Origin of the sequence: Serratia sp. L9, assembly GCF_050632285.1 — a bacterium.
GTDB lineage: Bacteria > Pseudomonadota > Gammaproteobacteria > Enterobacterales > Enterobacteriaceae > Chania.
The window spans coordinates 275,063-295,247 of sequence record NZ_CP192591.1 but is presented as its reverse complement, the minus strand read 5'-3'; the positions used below and the strand labels follow the sequence as shown (position 1 = coordinate 295,247).

The following is a 20,185-nucleotide window of genomic DNA, read 5'->3' as shown; positions in this document are numbered from 1 at the left end:
TTTGCTTAAACAGGGGGATGCCTTGTTCCTGGCACAAGAAATAATCCGTAAAAAACGTGACGGTCAGCCACTGAGCGAAGCAGAAATCCGCTTCTTCATCAATGGTATCCGCGACAATGTGGTTTCCGAAGGGCAAATTGCCGCGCTGGCGATGACCATCTATTTCCACGATATGACCATGCCGGAGCGCGTGGCACTGACTATGGCGATGCGTGATTCAGGCACCGTTCTTGACTGGAAAAGCCTGTCACTGAACGGCCCGATCGTCGATAAACATTCTACCGGCGGTGTGGGTGACGTGACTTCGCTGATGCTTGGCCCGATGGTGGCGGCCTGTGGCGGTTACGTGCCGATGATTTCAGGCCGTGGTCTGGGCCACACCGGCGGCACGCTGGACAAGCTGGAAGCGATCCCTGGCTTTAACATTTTCCCTGATGATAATACTTTCCGTAAGATTATCAAAGAGGTGGGCGTAGCGATTATCGGCCAGACCAGCTCGCTGGCACCGGCAGACAAACGCTTCTATGCCACCCGTGATATTACTGCAACCGTTGATTCCATCCCGTTGATCACCGCGTCCATTCTGGCGAAGAAACTGGCAGAAGGGCTGGATGCCCTGGTGATGGATGTGAAAGTCGGTTCCGGTGCCTTTATGCCGACTTACCAACTGTCAGAGGACTTGGCGCAGGCAATCGTGGGCGTAGCCAACGGTGCCGGTTGCAAGACCACCGCCTTGCTCACCGACATGAACCAGGTGCTGGCTTCCAGCGCAGGTAATGCGGTGGAAGTCCGTGAGGCAGTGCGCTTCCTGACCGGCGAATATCGCAACCCGCGGCTGCTGGAAGTGACCATGGCGCTGAGCGTTGAAATGCTGATTTCTGGTGGCCTGGCCAGCGACGATGCTGATGCACGGGCCAAACTGCAGGCGGTGCTGGATAATGGTAAAGCGGCGGAAGTGTTTGGCCGCATGGTAGCGGCGCAGAACGGGCCGGTTGATTTTGTTGAGCGATACGACAGCTACCTGCCAGCGGCGACGCTGAGCAAACCGATTTATGCCGAGAAACCGGGCATTATCACCGCGATGGACACCCGCGCATTGGGCATGGCGGTGGTGTCTCTGGGCGGCGGTCGCCGTCGCGCTACCGACAGCATCGATTACAGCGTTGGCCTGACAGATGTGGCTCGTCTGGGGGACAGCGTTGATGCCCAGTTGCCATTAGCCATGATCCACGCCAATGACGAAGAGAGCTGGCAGCAGGCGGCAGATGCAGTGCGCGCGGCGATGGTGCTGGGCAGCAAGGCCCCGGCAGCTACACCGGTGGTGTACAAACGCATCACAGAATAACATCTGTCTTTAAAGAATCTGGAGCGGCAGCGGCTTTTTCGCTGCGCCCCTGAGCGTGAGAACACGCAGGAGAGCACAATGAAACGTACATTTATTATGGTATTAGACTCATTTGGGATTGGTGCCAGCGAAGATGCCAAACGCTTTGGCGATGAAGGCTCCGATACCCTTGGCCACATTGCTGATGTCTGTGCGCGTGGTGACGCCAACGTGGGCCGTAGCGGCCCACTGACCCTGCCAAATCTCAGCCGTCTGGGTCTGGGCAAGGCGGCAGAAGAGTCCACCGGCAAGTTCCCGCAAGGTCTGGATAAAAACGCCGAGATCATTGGTGCATACGGCTATGCCAGTGAACTTTCTTCTGGCAAAGATACGCCGTCTGGCCACTGGGAAATCGCCGGTGTGCCTGTGCTGTTTGACTGGGGTTACTTCTCGGATGAGCACAACAGCTTCCCGCAGGAACTGCTGGATAAACTGGTTGAGCGCGCCAATCTGCCGGGTTACCTCGGTAACTGCCACTCTTCTGGTACCGTGATCCTGGATCAGTTGGGTGAAGAGCATATGAAAACCGGCAAGCCGATTTTCTACACTTCTGCTGACTCGGTATTCCAGATCGCCTGCCATGAAGAGACTTTTGGCCTGGATCGCCTGTACGAACTGTGTGAAATCGCCCGTGAAGAGCTGACCGAAGGGGGCTACAACATTGGCCGCGTGATCGCCCGTCCATTCGTGGGTGATAAGCCAGGCAACTTCCAGCGTACCGGTAACCGCCACGATCTGGCCGTTGAGCCACCGGCACCTACCGTGCTGAAGAAGCTGGTGGATGAAAAGGGCGGCGAAGTGGTTTCCATCGGCAAGATTGCGGATATCTACGCCAACGTGGGCATCACCCAGAAAGTGAAAGCCACCGGGATCGATGCACTGTTCGATGCCACCCTGATTGAAATGGAAAAGGCCGGTGACAACACTATCGTATTCACCAACTTTGTGGACTTCGACTCTTCTTACGGCCACCGCCGTGACGTGGCGGGCTACGCTGCCGCGCTGGAACTGTTTGACCGCCGTCTGCCTGAGTTGCTGAAGCTGGTTAAAGAAGATGACATCATCATCTTTACCGCTGACCATGGCTGTGATCCGACCTGGCCTGGCACTGACCACACCCGCGAGCACATCCCGGTGTTGGTCTATGGTCCTAAAGTAAAACCGGGTTCATTGGGCCATCGTGAAACCTTCGCTGACATCGGCCAGACGGTCGCCAGCTATTTTGGCGTGTCACCGATGGATTATGGCAAGTCCATGTTTTAAACCTGGTCTTTCCAGTTGCAGCGTTGTTGGCTGCAACTGGAAATTCATAAGGTAGAAATTGCGCTGGTGTTAAATTAGTGTCTTGTTAAATAAAAATTAAATGAGGGAAGAGAGAATGGCTACGCCGCACATTAATGCCGAGATGGGTGATTTCGCTGATGTAGTTTTGATGCCAGGGGACCCGCTGCGTGCAAAATACATCGCAGAAACCTTCCTGGAAGGCGCGGTAGAAGTTAACAACGTGCGTGGCATGTTGGGCTTCACCGGTACCTACAAAGGCCGCAAAATCTCCGTAATGGGTCATGGCATGGGGATCCCATCCTGCTCAATTTATGCGCGTGAGCTGATTGCTGAATTTGGCGTGAAGAAGATCATCCGTGTGGGTTCCTGCGGTGCGGTACGTGATGATGTGAAACTGCGCGATGTGGTGATTGGCATGGGGGCGTGTACCGATTCCAACGTGAACCGCATGCGTTTCAAAGGTCATGACTATGCTGCCATCGCGGATTTCGATATGGTGCGCAATGCGGTAGACGCAGCGGCTGCTCAGGGCATCCCGGCTCGCGTGGGTAACATCTTCTCTGCCGATCTGTTCTACACGCCAGATCCAGATATGTTCCAGGTGATGAAAAAGTACGGCATCCTGGGTGTGGAAATGGAAGCCGCGGGTATTTACGGCGTAGCCGCAGAGTTGTATGAAGAATTCGGCTGCAAAGCACTGACCATCTGCACCGTATCCGACCATATCCTGCGTCACGAAGCGACCACCGCTGCCGAACGCCAGACCACCTTTAACGAGATGATCGTTATCGCGCTGGAATCTGTGCTGTTGGGCGACAACGCGTAATATTTATGTGGGCGCAGCAGGCTGCGCCCCTACGCCAATCTATTCATCTCCCCGCACGGCTTTTTTAATCATCCTTTTTATTCAGCCCATGCGCTTTCGTTCCCAGTCACGAATCTCTTCATAAACCCTGCTGAGGTAGCGTGGGAACTCTCAGCCTTTTTTCGTCTCTTCTTTTTCTTCGGCGTTTTCTTCGGTCTTTTCTTCGGTCTTTTCCTCGGTCTTTTCTTCGGTCTTTTCTTCCGGCTGATCGCCTTCGGCTAATGGCGTATTAGCGGTCAGCAGATAGGGCGACTGCTGCCAGCGGCTACGGCGGCCCTGCAACAGCGTGCGCGCCAGGATAATGCCGATGGCCAACGCCAGCAGGATCATCAGGCGTAGCAGGTTGGTGGTGTTATCCACCTGTTTGGATTCGGTGGCCAGAACGTGGGTATCGAGCGTCACACGAATAAAGCCAAGCGGGCCATCTTTGCCCTGAATCGACTCCACGAGTTGGTGGTTGAAGTAGCTGCCCGCACGTTTGCCATCCAGCGACAGGCGATCGCGTACGTTGATCTGCTCGCCAGAATACGAGATCAGGGTACCGTCCAACAGATAGACGCTGGCGTCGAGGATGCGGCTGTGATCGGTAAGTTGTTTTAAGATGTTATCTACGCGCTGATTATCTATGTCGCCATCGTTATCCATTAACGGGGCCAGGCTGAAAGCCACCTGCTTGGTCAGCGTTTGTGCTAATTCTTCTACCTGTTCCGATCGCGCCATCTGATGGCTCAGGCTAAAATAAGAGGCGCCCTGCATTAACAATACCAGCAATGCCAGACAAATCAGGATAATAGCGGTACGATGCAGGCGGAATTTCAGTTTAGCTTTAGCCATGAGGCTTCCTTGGGCTAGTCGACACTTTATGTTGCCAGAAGCAATGGCGATAGGATAGCTTGATGCGTCGTTTTATCATGCAGCGTTTTTCAGGAGTTAAAGATGCCAAATAGTCTGACCTATTGTGATCTCCCAGCCGAGATCCCTCAATGGCCGGGGCTGCCCCTTTCCCTTAGCGGCGACGAAGTGATGCCGCTGGATTACCGGGCAGGCCACACCGGTTGGCTATTATATGGCAGAACGCTGGATAAAGAGCGCATAACACAGTTCCAGCGCAAGCTGGGTGCAGCGATGGTGATCGTGACGGCCTGGTGCGTGGAAGATTATCAGGTGGTGCGCCTGGCCGGGACGCTGACGCAGCGTGCCAAGCTGCTGGCAGCCGAGAACGGGCTGGACGTGGCTCCTTTAGGTAAGATCCCGCATCTGCGCACGCCGGGTCTGTTGGTGATGGACATGGACTCGACGGCGATCCAGATTGAATGCATCGATGAAATTGCCAAGTTGGCCGGGGTTGGCGAGCAGGTGTCTGAAGTGACCGAGCGTGCGATGCGTGGCGAGCTCGATTTCACCGCCAGCCTGCGCCAGCGAGTTGGCACGCTGAAAGGGGCCGATGCCAATATCCTAAAACAGGTGCGTGATGAGCTGCCATTGATGCCAGGGCTGATCAGCCTGGTGCAAAAACTGCAGGCGCTGAACTGGCATGTGGCGATAGCCTCCGGCGGTTTTACCTATTATGCCGAGTATCTGCGTGACAAGTTGAAACTGGTAGCCATAGCGGCCAATGAGCTGGAAATCCGCGACGGCAAGCTGACCGGTGAAGTGCTGGGGCCGATAGTAGATGCACAATTTAAAGCCGACACCCTGGTGGCGCTGGCGGAAAAGCTGGGTATCCCACCTCAGCAAACCGTGGCGATAGGCGATGGTGCCAACGACTTGAAAATGATGCAGGTGGCGGGGCTGGGGATTGCCTACCACGCGAAACCCAAGGTTTATGAGAAAGCGCAGGTGTCGATTCGCCATGCCGATCTGCTGGGGGTGCTCTGTGTCCTCAGCGGCAGTTTGAAACATGAAGTGAGGTAACCTGTGGCAAAAGCAGTAAAACGGGCGTTTGTATGTAATGAATGCGGCGCTGATTACCCGCGCTGGCAGGGGCAATGCAGCGCTTGTCATGCCTGGAATACCATTACAGAAGTGCGCCTGGCTGCGGCCTCCTCTTCTTCTGCCCGTAGCGATCGTCTTAGTGGTTATGCGGGCGATGCGGGTATCAGCAAGGTGCAGAAGCTTTCGGATATCAGCCTGGAAGAGCTTCCGCGCTTTTCTACCGGTTTTCTCGAATTTGACCGTGTGCTGGGCGGCGGCGTGGTGCCGGGCAGTGCGATCCTGATTGGGGGTAATCCCGGGGCAGGGAAAAGCACGCTGTTGCTGCAGGTGTTGTGCAAGCTTTCCGAACAGATGAAAACCTTGTATGTCACCGGTGAAGAGTCACTGCAACAGGTAGCAATGCGCGCTCATCGCCTTGGTTTGCCGACCGGTGGTCTGAATATGCTGTCGGAAACCAGTATCGAACAGATCTGCCTGATCGCCGAGCAGGAACAGCCGAAGCTGATGGTGATTGACTCGATCCAGGTGATGCACATGGCGGATATCCAGTCATCGCCGGGCAGCGTGGCGCAGGTGCGCGAGACGGCCGCTTATCTTACTCGCTTTGCCAAGACGCGCGGTGTGGCAATCGTCATGGTTGGCCACGTTACCAAAGATGGTTCTCTGGCCGGGCCAAAAGTGTTGGAGCACTGTATTGACTGTTCCGTGCTGCTGGACGGTGATGCCGATTCCCGTTTCCGCACGCTGCGCAGCCACAAAAACCGCTTTGGGGCGGTCAATGAGCTGGGTGTGTTTGCCATGACCGAGCAGGGTCTGCGTGAGGTGAGTAACCCCTCCGCTATCTTCCTGAGCCGGGGTGATGAAGTGACTTCTGGCAGCTCGGTAATGGTGGTGTGGGAAGGAACCAGGCCGTTACTGGTGGAGATCCAGGCGCTGGTGGATCATTCCATGATGTCTAACCCACGCCGTGTTGCGGTGGGCCTGGAACAGAACCGCCTGGCGATCCTGCTGGCGGTATTGCATCGCCACGGTGGCCTGCAAATGTCCGATCAGGACGTTTTCGTCAATGTGGTCGGGGGCGTCAAGGTCAGTGAAACCAGTGCCGATCTGGCACTGCTGCTGGCTTTGGTTTCCAGCCTGCGCGATCGTCCGTTGCCCAATGACCTGGTGGTGTTTGGCGAAGTGGGATTAGCGGGGAGATCCGCCCGGTGCCGAGCGGCCAGGAGCGGATCTCGGAAGCGGCAAAACATGGCTTCAAGCGCGCTATCGTGCCCCATGCCAATGTGCCAAAGAAGCCACCGGCCAATATGCAGGTGTTTGGCGTCAAGAAACTGGCGGATGCTTTAGCCGTACTTGACGATCTTTAAGTAAGCGGCACATTGCCTTGTTTAGTATATTATACCCTTAATCTTTCAAGCTGCAGCGTTGTGACCTGCAGCTTGAAATCCATGGGGTATATAAACTGGAGGGGTTATGCGGCAGTTCGATTATCTCAAGGCGGCGATTAAGCAAAAGGGCTGCACTTTACAACAGGTGGCCGACGCCAGCAGCATGACCAAAGGCTATCTCAGCCAACTGCTGAACGATAAAATCAAAAGCCCGAGTGCGCAGAAACTGGAAGCTTTGCACCGTTTCCTCGGGTTGGAGTTTCCGCGCCGCGAGAAGAAAGTGGGCGTGGTGTTTGGTAAATTTTACCCGTTGCATACCGGGCATATCTATCTGATCCAACGCGCCTGCAGCCAGGTTGACGAATTGCATGTGATCCTGTGCCATGACGAACCGCGCGATCTGGCGTTGTTTGAGAACAGCTCAATGTCCCAACAACCGACGGTAAGCGATCGCCTGCGTTGGTTACTGCAAACCTTCAAGTATCAGAAAAACATTCATATTCACTCTTTCGATGAAAAGGGGATTGAGCCTTACCCGCACGGCTGGGACGTGTGGAGTAACGGGATGAAAAACTTTATGGAGCAAAAGGGCATTGTCCCGAGTTTTATCTATTCCAGCGAAGAGCTGGATGCTCCGCGTTATCGTGAACATCTGGGTATCGAAACCATTCTGGTCGATCCGGAACGCTCCTTTATGAATATCAGTGGCAGCCAGATCCGCCAGGATCCGTTCCGTTACTGGGATTATATTCCCACCGAAGTCAAACCGTTCTTTGTACGTACCGTGGCGATCCTGGGCGGGGAATCCAGCGGTAAATCGACGCTGGTCAACAAGCTGGCTAACATCTTCAATACCACCAGCGCGTGGGAATATGGCCGTGATTATGTTTTTTCACATCTCGGCGGCGACGAGATGGCGTTGCAGTATTCCGATTACGACAAGATTGCGCTTGGCCAGGCACAGTATGTGGATTTCGCGGTGAAGTACGCCAATAAAGTGGCGTTTATCGATACCGACTTTGTGACGACCCAGGCTTTCTGCCGGAAATATGAGGGACGGGATCACCCATTTGTGCAGGCGTTGATTGATGAATACCGCTTTGATCTGGTGATCCTGCTGGAAAACAACACGCCTTGGGTTGCTGATGGCTTACGCAGCCTGGGCAACCCGAACGATCGCAAAGCGTTTCAACATTTGCTGGAGGAAATGCTGCGAGCCAATAACATTGAATACGTTCACGTCGGATCCAGCGATTACGAAGAGCGCTTCTTGCGCTGCGTCGAACTGGTGAAGCAAATGTTGGCGGCGGATGCCAGCCGGTTGGTCGGGCTTGCCACTTTTGCGCGTTAACGAATAAGGCGCAGCAGGCTGCGCCCTCAGGTATCAGTAGCTAATCACTAATTTACCTTGCATATGGCCTTCCCGCAGCCTGGCGTGAGCGGCGGTGAGGGTTTCCACCGTCAGGCCTTGCAGCGTTTCGCTCAGCGTAGTGGTCAGCTTACCTTCGTCAAGTAACTGTGCCATCTGCTTGAGGATCTCCCCCTGTTGGGCAATATCCGGCGTAGTAAACATGCTGCGGGTAAACATGAATTCCCAATGCAGCGCCGCGCTTTTCAGTTTCAACGCATTCTGATCCAGTGGCTGGCTGTTTTCGACGATGGTGCAGATATGGCCGAGCGGGGCAATCAAATCGCTGATGGCCTGCCAGTGGCCGTCGGTATCATTCAGGCACAGGATATAATCGACATGTTCAATGCCTTCCTTCGCCAGATTGCCTTTCAGGTCACGATAGTCCACCACCAGGTCTGCGCCACGTTCACGGCACCAGGCCGCGGATGCCGGGCGGGAAGCGGTAGCGATAACTTTCACGTTGCTGCGCAGTGCCGCCAGCGGAATAGCCAGTGAACCTACGCCACCGGCACCGCCGATGATCAACAGGGTTTTGCTGGCGTCGGCATGCTGGATATTCAGGTGTTCAAACAGGGCCTCCCAGGCGGTGAGGGCAGTCAGTGGCATAGCCGCAGCCTCGGCCCAGTTCAGTTTACGGGGCTTGGGGGCGGCGATGCGTGAATCTATCAGCTGATGAGTGCTGTTGCTGCCAGGGCGGGTGATGTCCCCGGCATACCAGACCTCATCACCCGGCTTGAAACCGCTAACGCTGCTACCGACTTCCACCACCACGCCGCTGGCGTCCCAGCCGAGAATACGCGGTTGCTGCAAGCCGCTTTTCTGCAAGCCAGCATGTACTTTGGTGTCCACCGGGTTCACGGAAACGGCTTTCACCTCTACCAATAAATCGTATTGGCCTGGCGCGGGTTGCTCTGGAGTGATTTCGACAAAGTTGGCTGGGTTTTTGGGATCGACTGCAATGGCCTTGATTGACATAACTGTACTCCTTCGAATGAATGACCCCAGTGTAGACCCCTGAGAGGGGAGTGATAAGATGGACAATGGATAACTCAGTGTTCGTCTAAGGTGAACAATCATGTTCAAGCAGTTGCAGGATATGGCGTTATTTGCGCTGGTGGCCGAGTGCGGCAGCTTTACCGCTGCAGCCGAGCGGGCCGGGCTGCCCAAATCCAGCGTTAGCCAGCGTGTCAGCCAGTTGGAGCAGAAGCTTGGGTTGCGTTTGCTCAACCGTACCACCCGGCAACTGAATTTAACCTTTGCCGGTGAGCGCTATCTTGAACATTGCCAGGAGATGCTCCTGGCTGCCGAGCGGGCCGATCTGGTATTGCAGCGGTTGCGCGATAACCCGAGTGGCCGTCTACGCATTTCTACCCCCGCCGGATTGGGGGCAACCTTATTGCCGCGTTTGGTGGCGGATTTCCAGCGCCAGTACCCAGATGTGTCGTTAGAGGTGTCGGTCTCGGATACGATGGTGGATATGGTGCAAGAGGGTTTTGATGCCGCGCTGCGCACTGGCAGGCCCCAGGATTCTTCATTGATAGGCCGCCGCTTGGGGCATGCTCCTCGCTATTTGCTGGCCTCGCCAGCGTATTTGGCAAGCCACCCGCCGTTGAGCCATCCGCAGCAATTGCAACAGCATCTTTGCATCACCCATCGCGCCTGGCCCGATTGGGTTTTACGCCATGGGGAAGAGTATTACCGCTGGCAATTGCCGCAGCGTCATACCACCGATAACCTGCTGTATGCGCGGGAATGCGCCATTTTGGGCGCGGGGATCACGCTGTTACCGGCGTTTCTCAGTCGTGACGTGGTGGCGCAGAAACTGCTGGTGGAAGTGCTGCCCGAATGGCGGGCTGAAGGGAACGAACTGTATCTGGTTTACCCGAGCCGCAAGCTCAACTCCCCGGCACTGGCTTGCTTTATTGATGTGGTGATCCAGCATCCGGTGTTTGTGGATTATGCGCAGGCGTTGGATTGGGGGTAAAAAGCCTGCGAACGCAGGCTTTTGTCGATACCAGGGAGGCAAACCTTACGGTTACTTGGTGACTCGCTTGTACTTGATGCGGTGTGGTTCCAGCGCATCAGCACCCAAGGTACGCTTTTTGTACTCTTCGTATTCGGTGAAGTTGCCTTCGAAGAACTCCACCTTGCCTTCATCCTGGTAGTCCAGAATGTGGGTGGCAATGCGGTCAAGGAACCAACGGTCGTGCGAGATAACCATGGCACAACCTGGGAATTCCAGCAGGGCGTTTTCCAGCGCGCGCAGGGTTTCGATATCCAGGTCGTTGGTGGGTTCATCGAGCAGCAACACGTTGCCGCCAACCTGCAGCAGCTTGGCCAGGTGCAGACGGCCACGTTCACCGCCGGACAGCTCGCCGACGCGTTTACCCTGATCGACGCCCTTGAAGTTAAAGCGGCCGACATAGGCACGGCTTGGCATTTCAGTATTGCCGATACGCATGATGTCCTGGCCGCCGGAGACTTCTTCCCATACGGTTTTGGCATTATCCATGCTGTCACGGAACTGATCGACCGAGGCCAGCTTGACGGTATCACCCAGCACGATGCTGCCGGAGTCAGGCTGTTCCTGGCCGGACATCATGCGGAACAGTGTGGATTTACCCGCGCCGTTCGGGCCGATGATCCCGACAATCGCCCCTTTCGGTACGGCGAATGAGAGATCGTCGATCAGCAGGCGGTCGCCGTAAGACTTGCGCAGGTTGCTGATTTCAACCACTTTATCGCCCAGGCGAGCGCCAGGTGGGATAAACAGTTCGTTGGTTTCGTTACGTTTCTGGTATTCAGTGCTGTTGAGCTCTTCAAAACGGGCCAGACGGGCTTTGCCTTTAGACTGGCGGCCTTTGGCACCTTGACGAACCCACTCCAGCTCTTTCTCGATCGATTTGCGGCGGGCCGCTTCGGAAGAGGCTTCCTGTGCCAGACGAGCGTCTTTCTGCTCCAGCCAGGAAGAGTAGTTGCCTTCCCAAGGGATGCCTTCACCACGGTCCAGCTCAAGGATCCAGCCAGCCACATTATCCAGGAAGTAGCGGTCGTGGGTAATGGCCACCACGGTGCCTTCGAAGTCGTGCAGGAAGCGTTCCAGCCAGGCCACGGATTCTGCATCCAGGTGGTTGGTAGGTTCGTCCAGCAGCAGCATGTCTGGTTTTTCCAGCAGCAGGCGGCACAGGGCCACGCGGCGGCGCTCACCACCAGAAAGGTTGGCGATTTTTGCATCCCACTCCGGCAGGCGCAATGCATCGGCAGCGCGCTCAAGCTGGGTGTTGAGATTGTGACCATCATGCGCCTGGATGATCTCTTCCAGGCGACCCTGTTCGGCGGCCAGCTTGTCAAAGTCCGCGCCTTCTTCGGCGTACAGTGCGTACACTTCATCCAGGCGTTTCAGGGCGCCAACCACTTCGGACAAGGCTTCTTCTACCGACTCGCGAACGCTGTGCTCCAGGTTGAGCTGCGGTTCCTGCGGCAGATAGCCGATCTTGATGCCCGGTTGTGGGCGAGCTTCCCCTTCGATATCGGTATCGATGCCCGCCATAATGCGCAGCAGGGTAGACTTACCGGAACCGTTCAGGCCCAGCACGCCAATTTTGGCCCCAGGGAAGAAACTCAGGGAAATATTCTTCAGAATATGACGCTTCGGCGGAACCACTTTGCCGACGCGATGCATGGTATAGACGTATTGAGCCACGTTGCTCCGAGCCTCTCTATCAGTTTTTATAGGATGTCTGGCGGCCACGAGTGTAGCCCGTTTCAGCACCGGATCCCAGACCTCCTTTGCGTATCAACGAGTATACCCGTTAATGCCCTGCATCAGGTGAACTTTGCCGCTTTTCAGGGGCTGACCACGATCGCAACTCGGCGGTTTTCAGCCCGCCCGCTGGAGGTGCTGTTATCGGCTACCGGATCACGTTTCCCCATGCCACGGGTTTCAATATTTGCCCGGGGAATGCCGACACCAGCCAGCAGATCGGCAACGGCATTGGCCCGGCGCAGCGAGAGCTGGTCGTTGTAGTTGTCCTCACCGTAGTTATCGGTGTGGCCATCCAGACGGAACTTCACTATGTCCACGCTAAGCAACGCCCGGCCCATTCTTTCGACGATTTCGGTACTTTGCGCATTCAGCTTGCCAACGTTATTACCAAATAATACTTTGTCGGAAAAACCAAATTCCCAGCCGTTATCAGTCAGTTTGAATCCCTGAGCCTGAAGTAAAGCGACCTGCTCTGCCGTTAGCCCCTGCGGTTTACTCTGGCAAGCAGCCAGTGTGAACAAGGCAATAAACAATATCGGCAGCAGTGAGAAATGCTGCTTGATTTTTTGCTGTAACATTAGGTTTTCCTGTTTTTTTAAGTCATGGCGAAGTTACTTGAAACTGGCTAACCGCCAGCCACCGTGGGAAAGGTGTTTTGCCTGATACATCGCATTATCCGCTTCACGCAGCAGCCCCTGAGGCGTCGCCGCATGTTCAGGGTAAAGCGCAATGCCAATGCTGAGGGCGGCAATAATGGTTTCTTCATTGGGCAGCGTAATAGCCTGCTGCATACAATCAATGATGTTGTCAGCAATCTTTAGCACATCATCGATACTGGCGATGGGCGCCAGAAGGATGGCGAATTCATCACCGCCGATGCGGGCTACCAGATCGTTGTCACGCACCTGCGCACGCAAACGGCCTGCAATGGTTGTCAAAACCGCATCGCCTGCAGCGTGGCCAAAATTGTCGTTCACCTCTTTGAAGCGATCGCCATCAATAAACAGCACCGCCAGTTTCTCATTGTTGCTGATGTCGCCCAGCGCACGGCTCAGGCGCCCCTCAAAGAAGGCGCGGTTCGGCAATCCGGTCAGGCTGTCGTGCGTTGCCCGGTGAGCCAGTGAGTCATTTTCTTGCTGCAAATGGGTTTGCCAGGCCTGAAGCTCATCCAGTAGGCCGTTGAAATCGCAGCTCAACTCGTGCAGTTCGGCAATGGGTGCCGAAGGAACCCGCAGTCCGAAAGTACGATCGCGCCGTACCGCATGGGCAACGTTGGCGATATCGTCCAATGAAGTCACTATTCCTCGGAGCATTCTGCGCGAAAGTACCATAGCGCATAGCGTGCTGAGCATCAGACAGGCCAGCATGCCCAAGATACCGCGCAGCAGGAATTTCAGCAGGCTGTTGCCGTTGCCGCTCAACCAGACCATGCCGACCTGTTTGCCTTCATGGGTTATCGGTAAAATCACGGCTTCCGGCAAGGCCCAATGGGCAACCAGCCGCTCCAGACCCTGCAACGGGCCCTCGGTCTGGGTGCTCCAACCGGCCAGGGTTAGCCCTTGCTTACTCAGGATTTTGACCTCTGAAACCTCTTCGCTGGAGGCGATCATCATCAGCGCTTCATGAACCGCGGGGCGATCCTCAAACACGACCGCCGCTTCGACGGTGTAACTGATAGAGCGGGCGATCAGGTGCAGGTTATGGTTGGCGTAGGCACGCAGGGCGAACAGAGCTACCAGCGTCAGAAAAATCCCCGCAGTGCCGACGGCGATCAGCGCCAACCCAAGGTTCATCCGTTGCAACACTTTGCCTAATGTCGGACGGTCTGGTGCAGAACGCTTTTTACGTAACAGGTTCATAGTGGCGGCACCTGTTCGCGTGCCAGTTGCAGCACGTTAGGGTGAACGCGTACGCCACTGCGCGCCAGCACATCCAGATTCACTTTGAAGCCTGCCCGCTCGTTGCCGATTTGCAGACAAAAGGCGCTGCCAGCAGCACATTCGATATCCTTTTCGCTGATGCTGAGGACTGAATGCCCAGTGATCTGATGAATAAAATCTTGTTTCTGAACAGCATTAACCTCGCCCAAATACACCACATCGCAGCTTGTCCCCAGCAGCGGGCTATCTAAATCGATCCGCATGGCTTTGATGGGGCGCATGGCTGTCAGCAATACCGGGTCAAACAGACCTTCGGCATACTGAGTCGATGCGGTCACGCATAAGCGGATCGGATTAGGTTCGGTGGGCCAGCGCGCATAGCTGATAATTCCCACCACCATGGTGGTAACGGCATGGATGCGTTTTTGATAGGGATCGGGGGTTCCTGGCCTGGAAAGGCAGGGAAAGGCCAACATCGCCAGCAGTAAGCTCAACAAAATCCGGCCACGCTTCAGACGCGAGCGGAATAAGTTCCATGGTAAATCCTGCGCCCGGATTGCCAATGCAATGGCATTTTTCGACATCTTCATCTGCCTTCTCGCCTACCGCCGCTTTAAGGACATGGCGGCGTAATACTTAACAATGGGGCCTGGTCGAAAGAAACAAATTTTGCTGAGTACAATCAATCACACTACCTAAAGAGCATCGTCTGACCATCTTGGGTGCGGATTGTATTATAAGAGGTTTTTTTTGTGCGCTTTATGCGCGGTTTTGTAGGAATTTTCCTAGGTGTTTTTTCACATTATAAAAACGCCCGGCAGGGTTTGCCAGGCGTTCTAGTAAAAGTTTTCAGGTGTCAGCCCATGTTGAGTGAATCAAGCCAGGGTTTTCCGGCCTGCTCTGATACGGTTGATCACCCATTTTTCTACTTCCACAATCAGGAACAGCGCAATGGCAATCATCAGCGTCACACCCCAATAGAACAGTGGCAGTGGGGCGGTACCAAACAGCGAGTTCATGAACGGCAGGTAGATAATGGCCATCTGCAGCAGCAACAGGACACCACTCACCAGCCACAGGCCTTTATTCAGAAACACCTGGCGGTTAAGCGGGAAGCGGTCTGCGGTACGGCAGTTGAACATATACACCCACTGCGCGGTTACCAATGTTTGCAGCAGCACGGTGCGAATGAATTCGCTGCTGTAGCCACGAGGCTCCATCCAGGCTTCCAGTATAAAGGCACTGATGGCGATCAATACGCCCACAAATCCGATGCGCCAGATGGCATGCAGATCCAGAACATTGCTGCCTGGGATGCGGGGTTTGCGGTTCATCAACCCTTTTTCGGCCGGTTCATAAGCCAGGCCAAACGACAGGGTGGTGGAAGTAGCCATGTTCATCCACAGGATCTGGATCGGGGTCAGCGGTAACATGGCACCGGCCAGAATGGCGATGATGATCAACAGGCCCTGCGCCAGGTTGGTTGGCAGCACGAACAGGATGGTTTTCTTCAGGTTGTCGTAGACACGACGGCCTTCTTTTACTGCGCTGGCAATGGTGGCGAAGTTATCATCGGTCAGAACCATATCTGCCGCTTCTTTGGTGACCTCGGTGCCCTTGATACCCATAGCGATACCGACGTCAGCCTGTTTCAGGGCCGGCGCATCGTTGACACCGTCGCCGGTCATGCCGACCACGCCTCCTTTATCCTGTAATGCTTTCACCAGGCGGAGCTTATGTTCCGGGCTGGTACGGGCAAAGATATCGTAACGTACAGCCGCTTCTGCCAGTGCTTTGTCATCCATATGCTCCAGTTCGGAGCCGGTGATCGAGTCCTGGCTGTTGCCGATACCCAGCATGGCACCAATCGCCATCGCCGTTTTCTGGTGGTCGCCGGTGATCATCTTGACGCGGATACCTGCCTGCTGGCATTCGGCGATGGCGGCTACGGCTTCCGGGCGTGGTGGATCCATGACCCCGGCAATGCCGATAAACACCATCTGCTGGCGGATGTCACCGTGATCCAGTTCTACCTCGCCGTCTGGCGTGGTTTTACTGGCGGCAGCTACCATGCGCAGACCCTGCTCGGCAAAGCGTGACATCTCTGCTTCCCAGTAATCGCGGCGGAAAGGCTGGATACCGGCGTCCGTCAGTTCGAACTCACAGAGTGAGAACAGCACATCCGGAGCACCGGTAAGGAACACCTGGTTTTTGCCGGCGACTTGGCTGCGTACCGCCATATATTTGTAGCTGGAATCGAAGGGGATTTTAGCCAATTGGCGTGCTGCGCCGATGTCCAGTTCCGCTTTCATTGCCAGAACCTTCAGCGCCCCTTCCGTCGGGCTGCCAGTGACCAGCCAGCGACCACTCTCGTCCTGTTTTACCTGGCTGTCGTTACACAGGCTGATCGCGGTAATGAATTGCGCCAGCGGGGGATTTCCTGCACCCGCACCTGCTTGTTGCTTTCGGCGAAGAAAATGCCGCCAACCGGCTGGTAACTTTCGCCTTCAACACGGAAAGAGTGGTCGGCCATGATGACGTTTTTCGCCGTCATTTCGTTCATGGTCAAGGTGCCGGTTTTATCCGAGCAGATCACGGTCATGGAGCCTAGCGTTTCTACCGTGGGCAACTTGCGGATGATCGCACGGTTACGTGCCATCGACTGCACGCCCAGGGACAGGATGATCGAAATGATGGCTGGCAACCCCTCAGGCACCGCGGCCACTGCCAGGCTGATCAACGCCACCAGCAATTCACCCAATGGCATATCGCGCATGGTGAAGGCAAAGATAAACAGCAGCACCATCATCACCAGGATCAGGATAAAAATGCTTTTGCCCAATTTGTCCATCTGTTGCAGCAGCGGGGTACGCTGGGTTTCAACGGTGGATATCATCTCGCTGATGTGGCCCAGCTCGGTATAACCGCCGGTGGCAATCACCACGCCTTTGGCGTTACCGGCGCTGATGGTGGTGCCGGAGAACAGCAGGTTGGTGCGATCGCCAATCATCACTTCATCAGCGATGGCGTCGGTCTGTTTCGAAACTACGGTAGATTCGCCGGTCAGGATGGCTTCTTCAACCTGGAGATTGTGGGATTCTAGCAGGCGCAAGTCGGCAGGGATTTTATCGCCGGGGCGCAGGAGCACGATATCACCAGGGACCAGATCTTCGGCATCCACCGTATGATTAATTCCGTCACGTACCACAATTGCTTGGCTGGAAAGCATATTGCGAATGCCTTTCAGCGATTTCTCGGCGCTATTTTCCTGTACAAAACCGATTAAGGCGTTAATTACCGCAACGCAAAGAATAACCACGGTATCTATCCAGTGGCCCATAATCCCTTTAAGGAAGGCGGCGGCCAACAGGATATAAATCAACACGTCGTTAAAGTGGGCAATAAAGCGCATAAAAGCACTTTTGCCCGCTTGCTCTGGCAGAGCGTTCGGGCCAAATTTTTTCAGGCGCTCGGCGGCCTCTTGTTCACTAAGACCGTCTTGTTTGCCATTGAGATGTTGAAGGGTTTCTTCAATATCATACTGATACCAGGCTTTGTCCGGCTTGGGTGGTTCCTGGTACTCGTTGGGGGTATGTTTTGGCATTGAACGCCTCTCCTAAAGTCAATCGAACTTAAATTCCCATCTGCGTCGGCAGCCCATTTGCCGGGGTGATATTCCTTTGTTCTCTGTCACACAGATGTAAATGCTTATAATCTTCAGTTATTTCGTCTCGGTTATCCGCCGCGTGATACTAGTTAATTGAAAACTTGGTTTTTTGATCTGAGATAATAAAAACAAAATAATAAGAATTGTTTTATTCAGTATGGAAATGTTTCTCTACTAATGTCTGTGTAATGTAATTTTTTGTATAAGATGGTTCGTATCCACATAGAAAACTATAGAACACTGCGTATATTGTGTGATGAAAATTTCTCCAGAATTATGAGAATTATCAAAACCTCGGCTCACATCGTCATGACTCTTCCATGAATTTTCTTCGTTTTCTCCTGAAAGTGGCGCTGAGGCATAAACTTCTTCTAAAGTAATGAATGGATAAACGTTTTTGCTGTCTATGCTAAATACCAGATGCCTGCTCAATTGGGCGGCACGGTTTTGTTCCCGGCGTGGCTTCCCACGACGGGGCGTGAGACACTCGCAGAGCCGGATTCACTGGCCCGTCAGCCGCTGGCGCAGCGCGGCACGGGGTGATTCGGTTCTGGCAACACAACCCAGCGAGGAAAAAGTAAGTATGGTCAAGGTGGACAAATGGCGGCTTTTAGCCGTGGGCCTGTGCCTCACGGCATTTTCCGGTACAACATTGGCAGACTCTTTGGATGCCGAACGTCAGCGTTACCTGCAAATCAAGCAGGCCTGGGACAGTAACCAGATGGATGTGGTGCAGCAATTGATGCCCACGTTGCAGAATTACCCGCTGTATCCCTATCTGGAATACCGCCAGTTAACCCAGGATCTCAGTACCGCCAGTATGGCGCAGGTCAGCCAGTTTTTGCAGCGCAATCCGACCTTGCCCCCGGCCAAGTCGCTATCTTCACGTTTTGTGAACGAACTGGCCCGCCGTGAAGATTGGCGCGCCCTGTTGACGTTCAGCCCGCAGGAGCCCAAACCGGTTGCAGCGCGATGTAATTACTATTACGCCAAATGGGCTACCGGTGATCAGCAGGCGGCCTGGAGCGGTGCCGATGATATCTGGATGAGCGGCAAAACTTTGCCGGGCGCCTGCGACAAACTGTTTAGCGTCTGGCAGGCGGCCGGTAAGCAAACGCCGTTGAACACCTTGGCGCGGATGAAGCTGGCTCTGAAAGAGGGCAACAGTGGCCTGGTCAACTATTTATATCGCCAGCTGCCGTCAGATTATCAGACCATGGGGGATGCGCTGGTTAACCTGCAAAAAGATCCCAATACCCTGGAATCCTTTGCCCGCAGCGTAGGCCCGACAGATTTTACCCGCTCGGCTACCAGCATCGTATTTGCCAGCCTGGCACGCCAGGATGTAGAAAATGCACGCGCGATGATCCCAACGTTGGCTCGCCTGCAGAAAATGAGTGAAAGCGAGAAGTTGGAACTGGAAGAGGCGGTGGCCTGGCGTTTGATGGGCAGCGATGCCACCTTCGAGCAGGCCCAATGGCGCGATAAGGTGATCCTGCGCAGCCAGTCACCCGCCTTGCTGGAGCGCCGTGTTCGCATGGCGTTGGGGGCAGGGGATCGCCAGGGGCTGAAAACCTGGCTGGCTCGTCTGCCGGAAGAATCCCGTAATAAAGACGAATGGCGTTACTGGCGTGCCAGTGCAATGATCGATGAAGGCAAGCGTAGCGAAGGGGAAACCATTCTGCGCAGCCTGATAAATGAACGCGGTTTCTATCCGATGGTCGCGGCTCAGAAGCTTAATGTCCCTTACCCGGTAATGGTCGCTGTTGCGGCGAAACCGCGTACCGATCTGGTCAGCGGCCCTGAGATTGCTCGGGTGCGCGAGTTGATGTACTGGAATATGGATAACCTGGCGCGTAGCGAATGGAGCTCATTTGTAGCCAGCCGTAGTCGCCCTGAACAGGAAGCGTTGGCGCGTTACGCCTTCGAACAAAAGTGGGCCGATCTGAGCGTACAGGCGACCATCGTTGGTAAGCTGTGGGATCATCTGGAAGAACGTTTCCCGATGGCCTGGCCGCAGGAGTTCCGCCGTGCCACCGAAGACAAAGGCATCACGCCAAGCTACGCCATGGCGATTGCCCGTCAGGAGAGTGCCTGGAATCCAAAAGCGCAGTCGCCGGTGGGGGCCGCAGGTTTAATGCAGGTGATGCCGCGCACCGCACAGCATACGGTGCAACTGTTCGGTATCCCCGGTTACACCAATCCGAGCCAGCTCTTTGACCCGCAAACCAATATCACCATTGGTACCAGCTATCTTGAATCGGTATATCAGCAGTTTGGCCGTAACCGTGTTCTGTCTTCGGCGGCTTATAATGCGGGCCCGTCCAGGGTCAATACCTGGCTGGGTAACACCGATGGCCGTGTGGATGCCGTAGCCTTTGTCGAAAGTATCCCGTTCTCGGAAACCCGTTCTTATGTGAAGAACGTGTTGGCGTATGATGCGTTTTATCGTTACTTCATGCATAGACCCGCGAAGGTGATGACCGAAGCGGAGTGGCAGAGACGTTACTGATCCGTGGCCTTGCCGGCGGTAGCGTTGTTGGCTACCGCTGGCAGGTGAAAGCGGCAGTGCCAGCCAAGCCCGGCATTTTGACGCCCAACCGGT

Annotated in this window: 13 protein-coding genes and 2 pseudogenes; 8 read left to right on the top strand and 7 right to left on the bottom strand. The window is 55.0% G+C overall.

Annotated elements, in window-relative coordinates; all coding sequences use genetic code 11:
* Positions 1-22: 22 nt before the first annotated feature.
* From deoA to deoD, 3 genes are all read left to right on the top strand, one after another.
* Entirely contained in the window at positions 23-1,345 is a 1,323-nt protein-coding gene (gene deoA, locus ACQ86O_RS01265; RefSeq protein ID WP_431223821.1) for a thymidine phosphorylase, read from the top strand.
* A gap of 78 nt (positions 1,346-1,423) precedes the next feature.
* Complete coding sequence (deoB, locus tag ACQ86O_RS01260; protein WP_431223820.1) at positions 1,424-2,647, top strand: phosphopentomutase; 1,224 nt, start codon at positions 1,424-1,426, stop codon at positions 2,645-2,647.
* A gap of 115 nt (positions 2,648-2,762) precedes the next feature.
* Positions 2,763-3,494: a purine-nucleoside phosphorylase gene (gene deoD, locus ACQ86O_RS01255; protein ID WP_431223819.1), complete on the top strand. Its 732-nt coding sequence runs from the start codon at positions 2,763-2,765 to the stop codon at positions 3,492-3,494.
* 150 nt (positions 3,495-3,644) lie between these two features.
* On the opposite strand, the gene ACQ86O_RS01250 is transcribed toward deoD, so the two are convergent.
* Positions 3,645-4,367 carry a YtjB family periplasmic protein gene (locus tag ACQ86O_RS01250; RefSeq protein WP_431223818.1) on the bottom strand — a complete coding sequence of 241 codons (723 nt, stop codon included), beginning with the start codon at positions 4,365-4,367 and terminating at the stop codon, positions 3,645-3,647.
* A gap of 102 nt (positions 4,368-4,469) precedes the next feature.
* Here ACQ86O_RS01250 and serB point away from each other — a divergent pair, with 102 nt between their 5' ends.
* The 3 genes and pseudogenes from serB to nadR all read left to right on the top strand — a co-directional run bounded on the left by serB (position 4,470) and on the right by nadR (position 8,207).
* Positions 4,470-5,447, top strand: a complete 978-nt coding sequence (gene serB / locus ACQ86O_RS01245; protein WP_431223817.1) for a phosphoserine phosphatase — start codon at positions 4,470-4,472, stop codon at positions 5,445-5,447.
* 3 nt (positions 5,448-5,450) lie between these two features.
* Positions 5,451-6,835: pseudogene (gene radA, locus ACQ86O_RS01240) on the top strand (DNA repair protein RadA).
* A 106-nt stretch (positions 6,836-6,941) separates the two neighbouring features.
* Positions 6,942-8,207 carry a multifunctional transcriptional regulator/nicotinamide-nucleotide adenylyltransferase/ribosylnicotinamide kinase NadR gene (gene nadR / locus ACQ86O_RS01235; protein WP_431223816.1) on the top strand — a complete coding sequence of 422 codons (1,266 nt, stop codon included), beginning with the start codon at positions 6,942-6,944 and terminating at the stop codon, positions 8,205-8,207.
* 33 nt (positions 8,208-8,240) lie between these two features.
* On the opposite strand, the gene ACQ86O_RS01230 is transcribed toward nadR, so the two are convergent.
* Positions 8,241-9,242, bottom strand: coding sequence for a zinc-binding alcohol dehydrogenase family protein (locus ACQ86O_RS01230; protein ID WP_431223815.1), 1,002 nt, complete (start codon positions 9,240-9,242; stop codon positions 8,241-8,243).
* Between the two features lie 100 nt (positions 9,243-9,342).
* On the opposite strand from ACQ86O_RS01230, the gene ACQ86O_RS01225 reads away from it, so the two are divergent.
* Positions 9,343-10,251 (top strand): LysR substrate-binding domain-containing protein, encoded by a 909-nt coding sequence (locus ACQ86O_RS01225; RefSeq protein WP_431223814.1) that lies wholly within the window; start codon positions 9,343-9,345, stop codon positions 10,249-10,251.
* A 51-nt stretch (positions 10,252-10,302) separates the two neighbouring features.
* Here the strand turns inward: ACQ86O_RS01225 and ettA are convergent, their stop codons facing one another.
* The 5 genes and pseudogenes from ettA to ACQ86O_RS01200 all read right to left on the bottom strand — a co-directional run bounded on the left by ettA (position 10,303) and on the right by ACQ86O_RS01200 (position 17,517).
* On the bottom strand, positions 10,303-11,970 hold the full coding sequence (gene ettA, locus ACQ86O_RS01220) for an energy-dependent translational throttle protein EttA (RefSeq protein WP_431223813.1): 1,668 nt from the start codon (positions 11,968-11,970) through the stop codon (positions 10,303-10,305).
* Between the two features lie 143 nt (positions 11,971-12,113).
* Positions 12,114-12,611, bottom strand: a complete 498-nt coding sequence (locus ACQ86O_RS01215; protein ID WP_431223812.1) for an OmpA family protein — start codon at positions 12,609-12,611, stop codon at positions 12,114-12,116.
* 33 nt (positions 12,612-12,644) lie between these two features.
* Positions 12,645-13,892, bottom strand: a complete 1,248-nt coding sequence (locus tag ACQ86O_RS01210) for a diguanylate cyclase domain-containing protein (RefSeq protein WP_431223811.1) — start codon at positions 13,890-13,892, stop codon at positions 12,645-12,647.
* A complete protein-coding gene (locus ACQ86O_RS01205) occupies positions 13,889-14,503 on the bottom strand; it encodes a YfiR family protein (RefSeq protein ID WP_431223810.1) in 615 nt (204 codons plus the stop codon). The genes ACQ86O_RS01210 and ACQ86O_RS01205 overlap by 4 nt, the downstream gene beginning before the upstream one ends.
* A 285-nt stretch (positions 14,504-14,788) precedes the next feature.
* Positions 14,789-17,517 (bottom strand): annotated as a pseudogene (locus tag ACQ86O_RS01200) (cation-transporting P-type ATPase).
* A gap of 655 nt (positions 17,518-18,172) precedes the next feature.
* Between ACQ86O_RS01200 and sltY the strand changes: the two are divergent.
* Positions 18,173-20,092 (top strand): murein transglycosylase, encoded by a 1,920-nt coding sequence (gene sltY, locus ACQ86O_RS01195; protein ID WP_431225624.1) that lies wholly within the window; start codon positions 18,173-18,175, stop codon positions 20,090-20,092.
* Positions 20,093-20,185: the final 93 nt, after the last annotated feature.

Coding starts and splice junctions, on each gene's coding strand:
- deoB (WP_431223820.1), top strand. CDS start 1,424: ATGAAACGTACATTTATTATGGTATTAGACTCATTTGGGATTGGTGCC.
- deoD (WP_431223819.1), top strand. CDS start 2,763: ATGGCTACGCCGCACATTAATGCCGAGATGGGTGATTTCGCTGATGTA.
- ACQ86O_RS01250 (WP_431223818.1), bottom strand. CDS start 4,367: ATGGCTAAAGCTAAACTGAAATTCCGCCTGCATCGTACCGCTATTATC.
- serB (WP_431223817.1), top strand. CDS start 4,470: ATGCCAAATAGTCTGACCTATTGTGATCTCCCAGCCGAGATCCCTCAA.
- nadR (WP_431223816.1), top strand. CDS start 6,942: ATGCGGCAGTTCGATTATCTCAAGGCGGCGATTAAGCAAAAGGGCTGC.
- ACQ86O_RS01230 (WP_431223815.1), bottom strand. CDS start 9,242: ATGTCAATCAAGGCCATTGCAGTCGATCCCAAAAACCCAGCCAACTTT.
- ACQ86O_RS01225 (WP_431223814.1), top strand. CDS start 9,343: ATGTTCAAGCAGTTGCAGGATATGGCGTTATTTGCGCTGGTGGCCGAG.
- ACQ86O_RS01215 (WP_431223812.1), bottom strand. CDS start 12,611: ATGTTACAGCAAAAAATCAAGCAGCATTTCTCACTGCTGCCGATATTG.
- ACQ86O_RS01210 (WP_431223811.1), bottom strand. CDS start 13,892: ATGAACCTGTTACGTAAAAAGCGTTCTGCACCAGACCGTCCGACATTA.
- ACQ86O_RS01205 (WP_431223810.1), bottom strand. CDS start 14,503: ATGAAGATGTCGAAAAATGCCATTGCATTGGCAATCCGGGCGCAGGAT.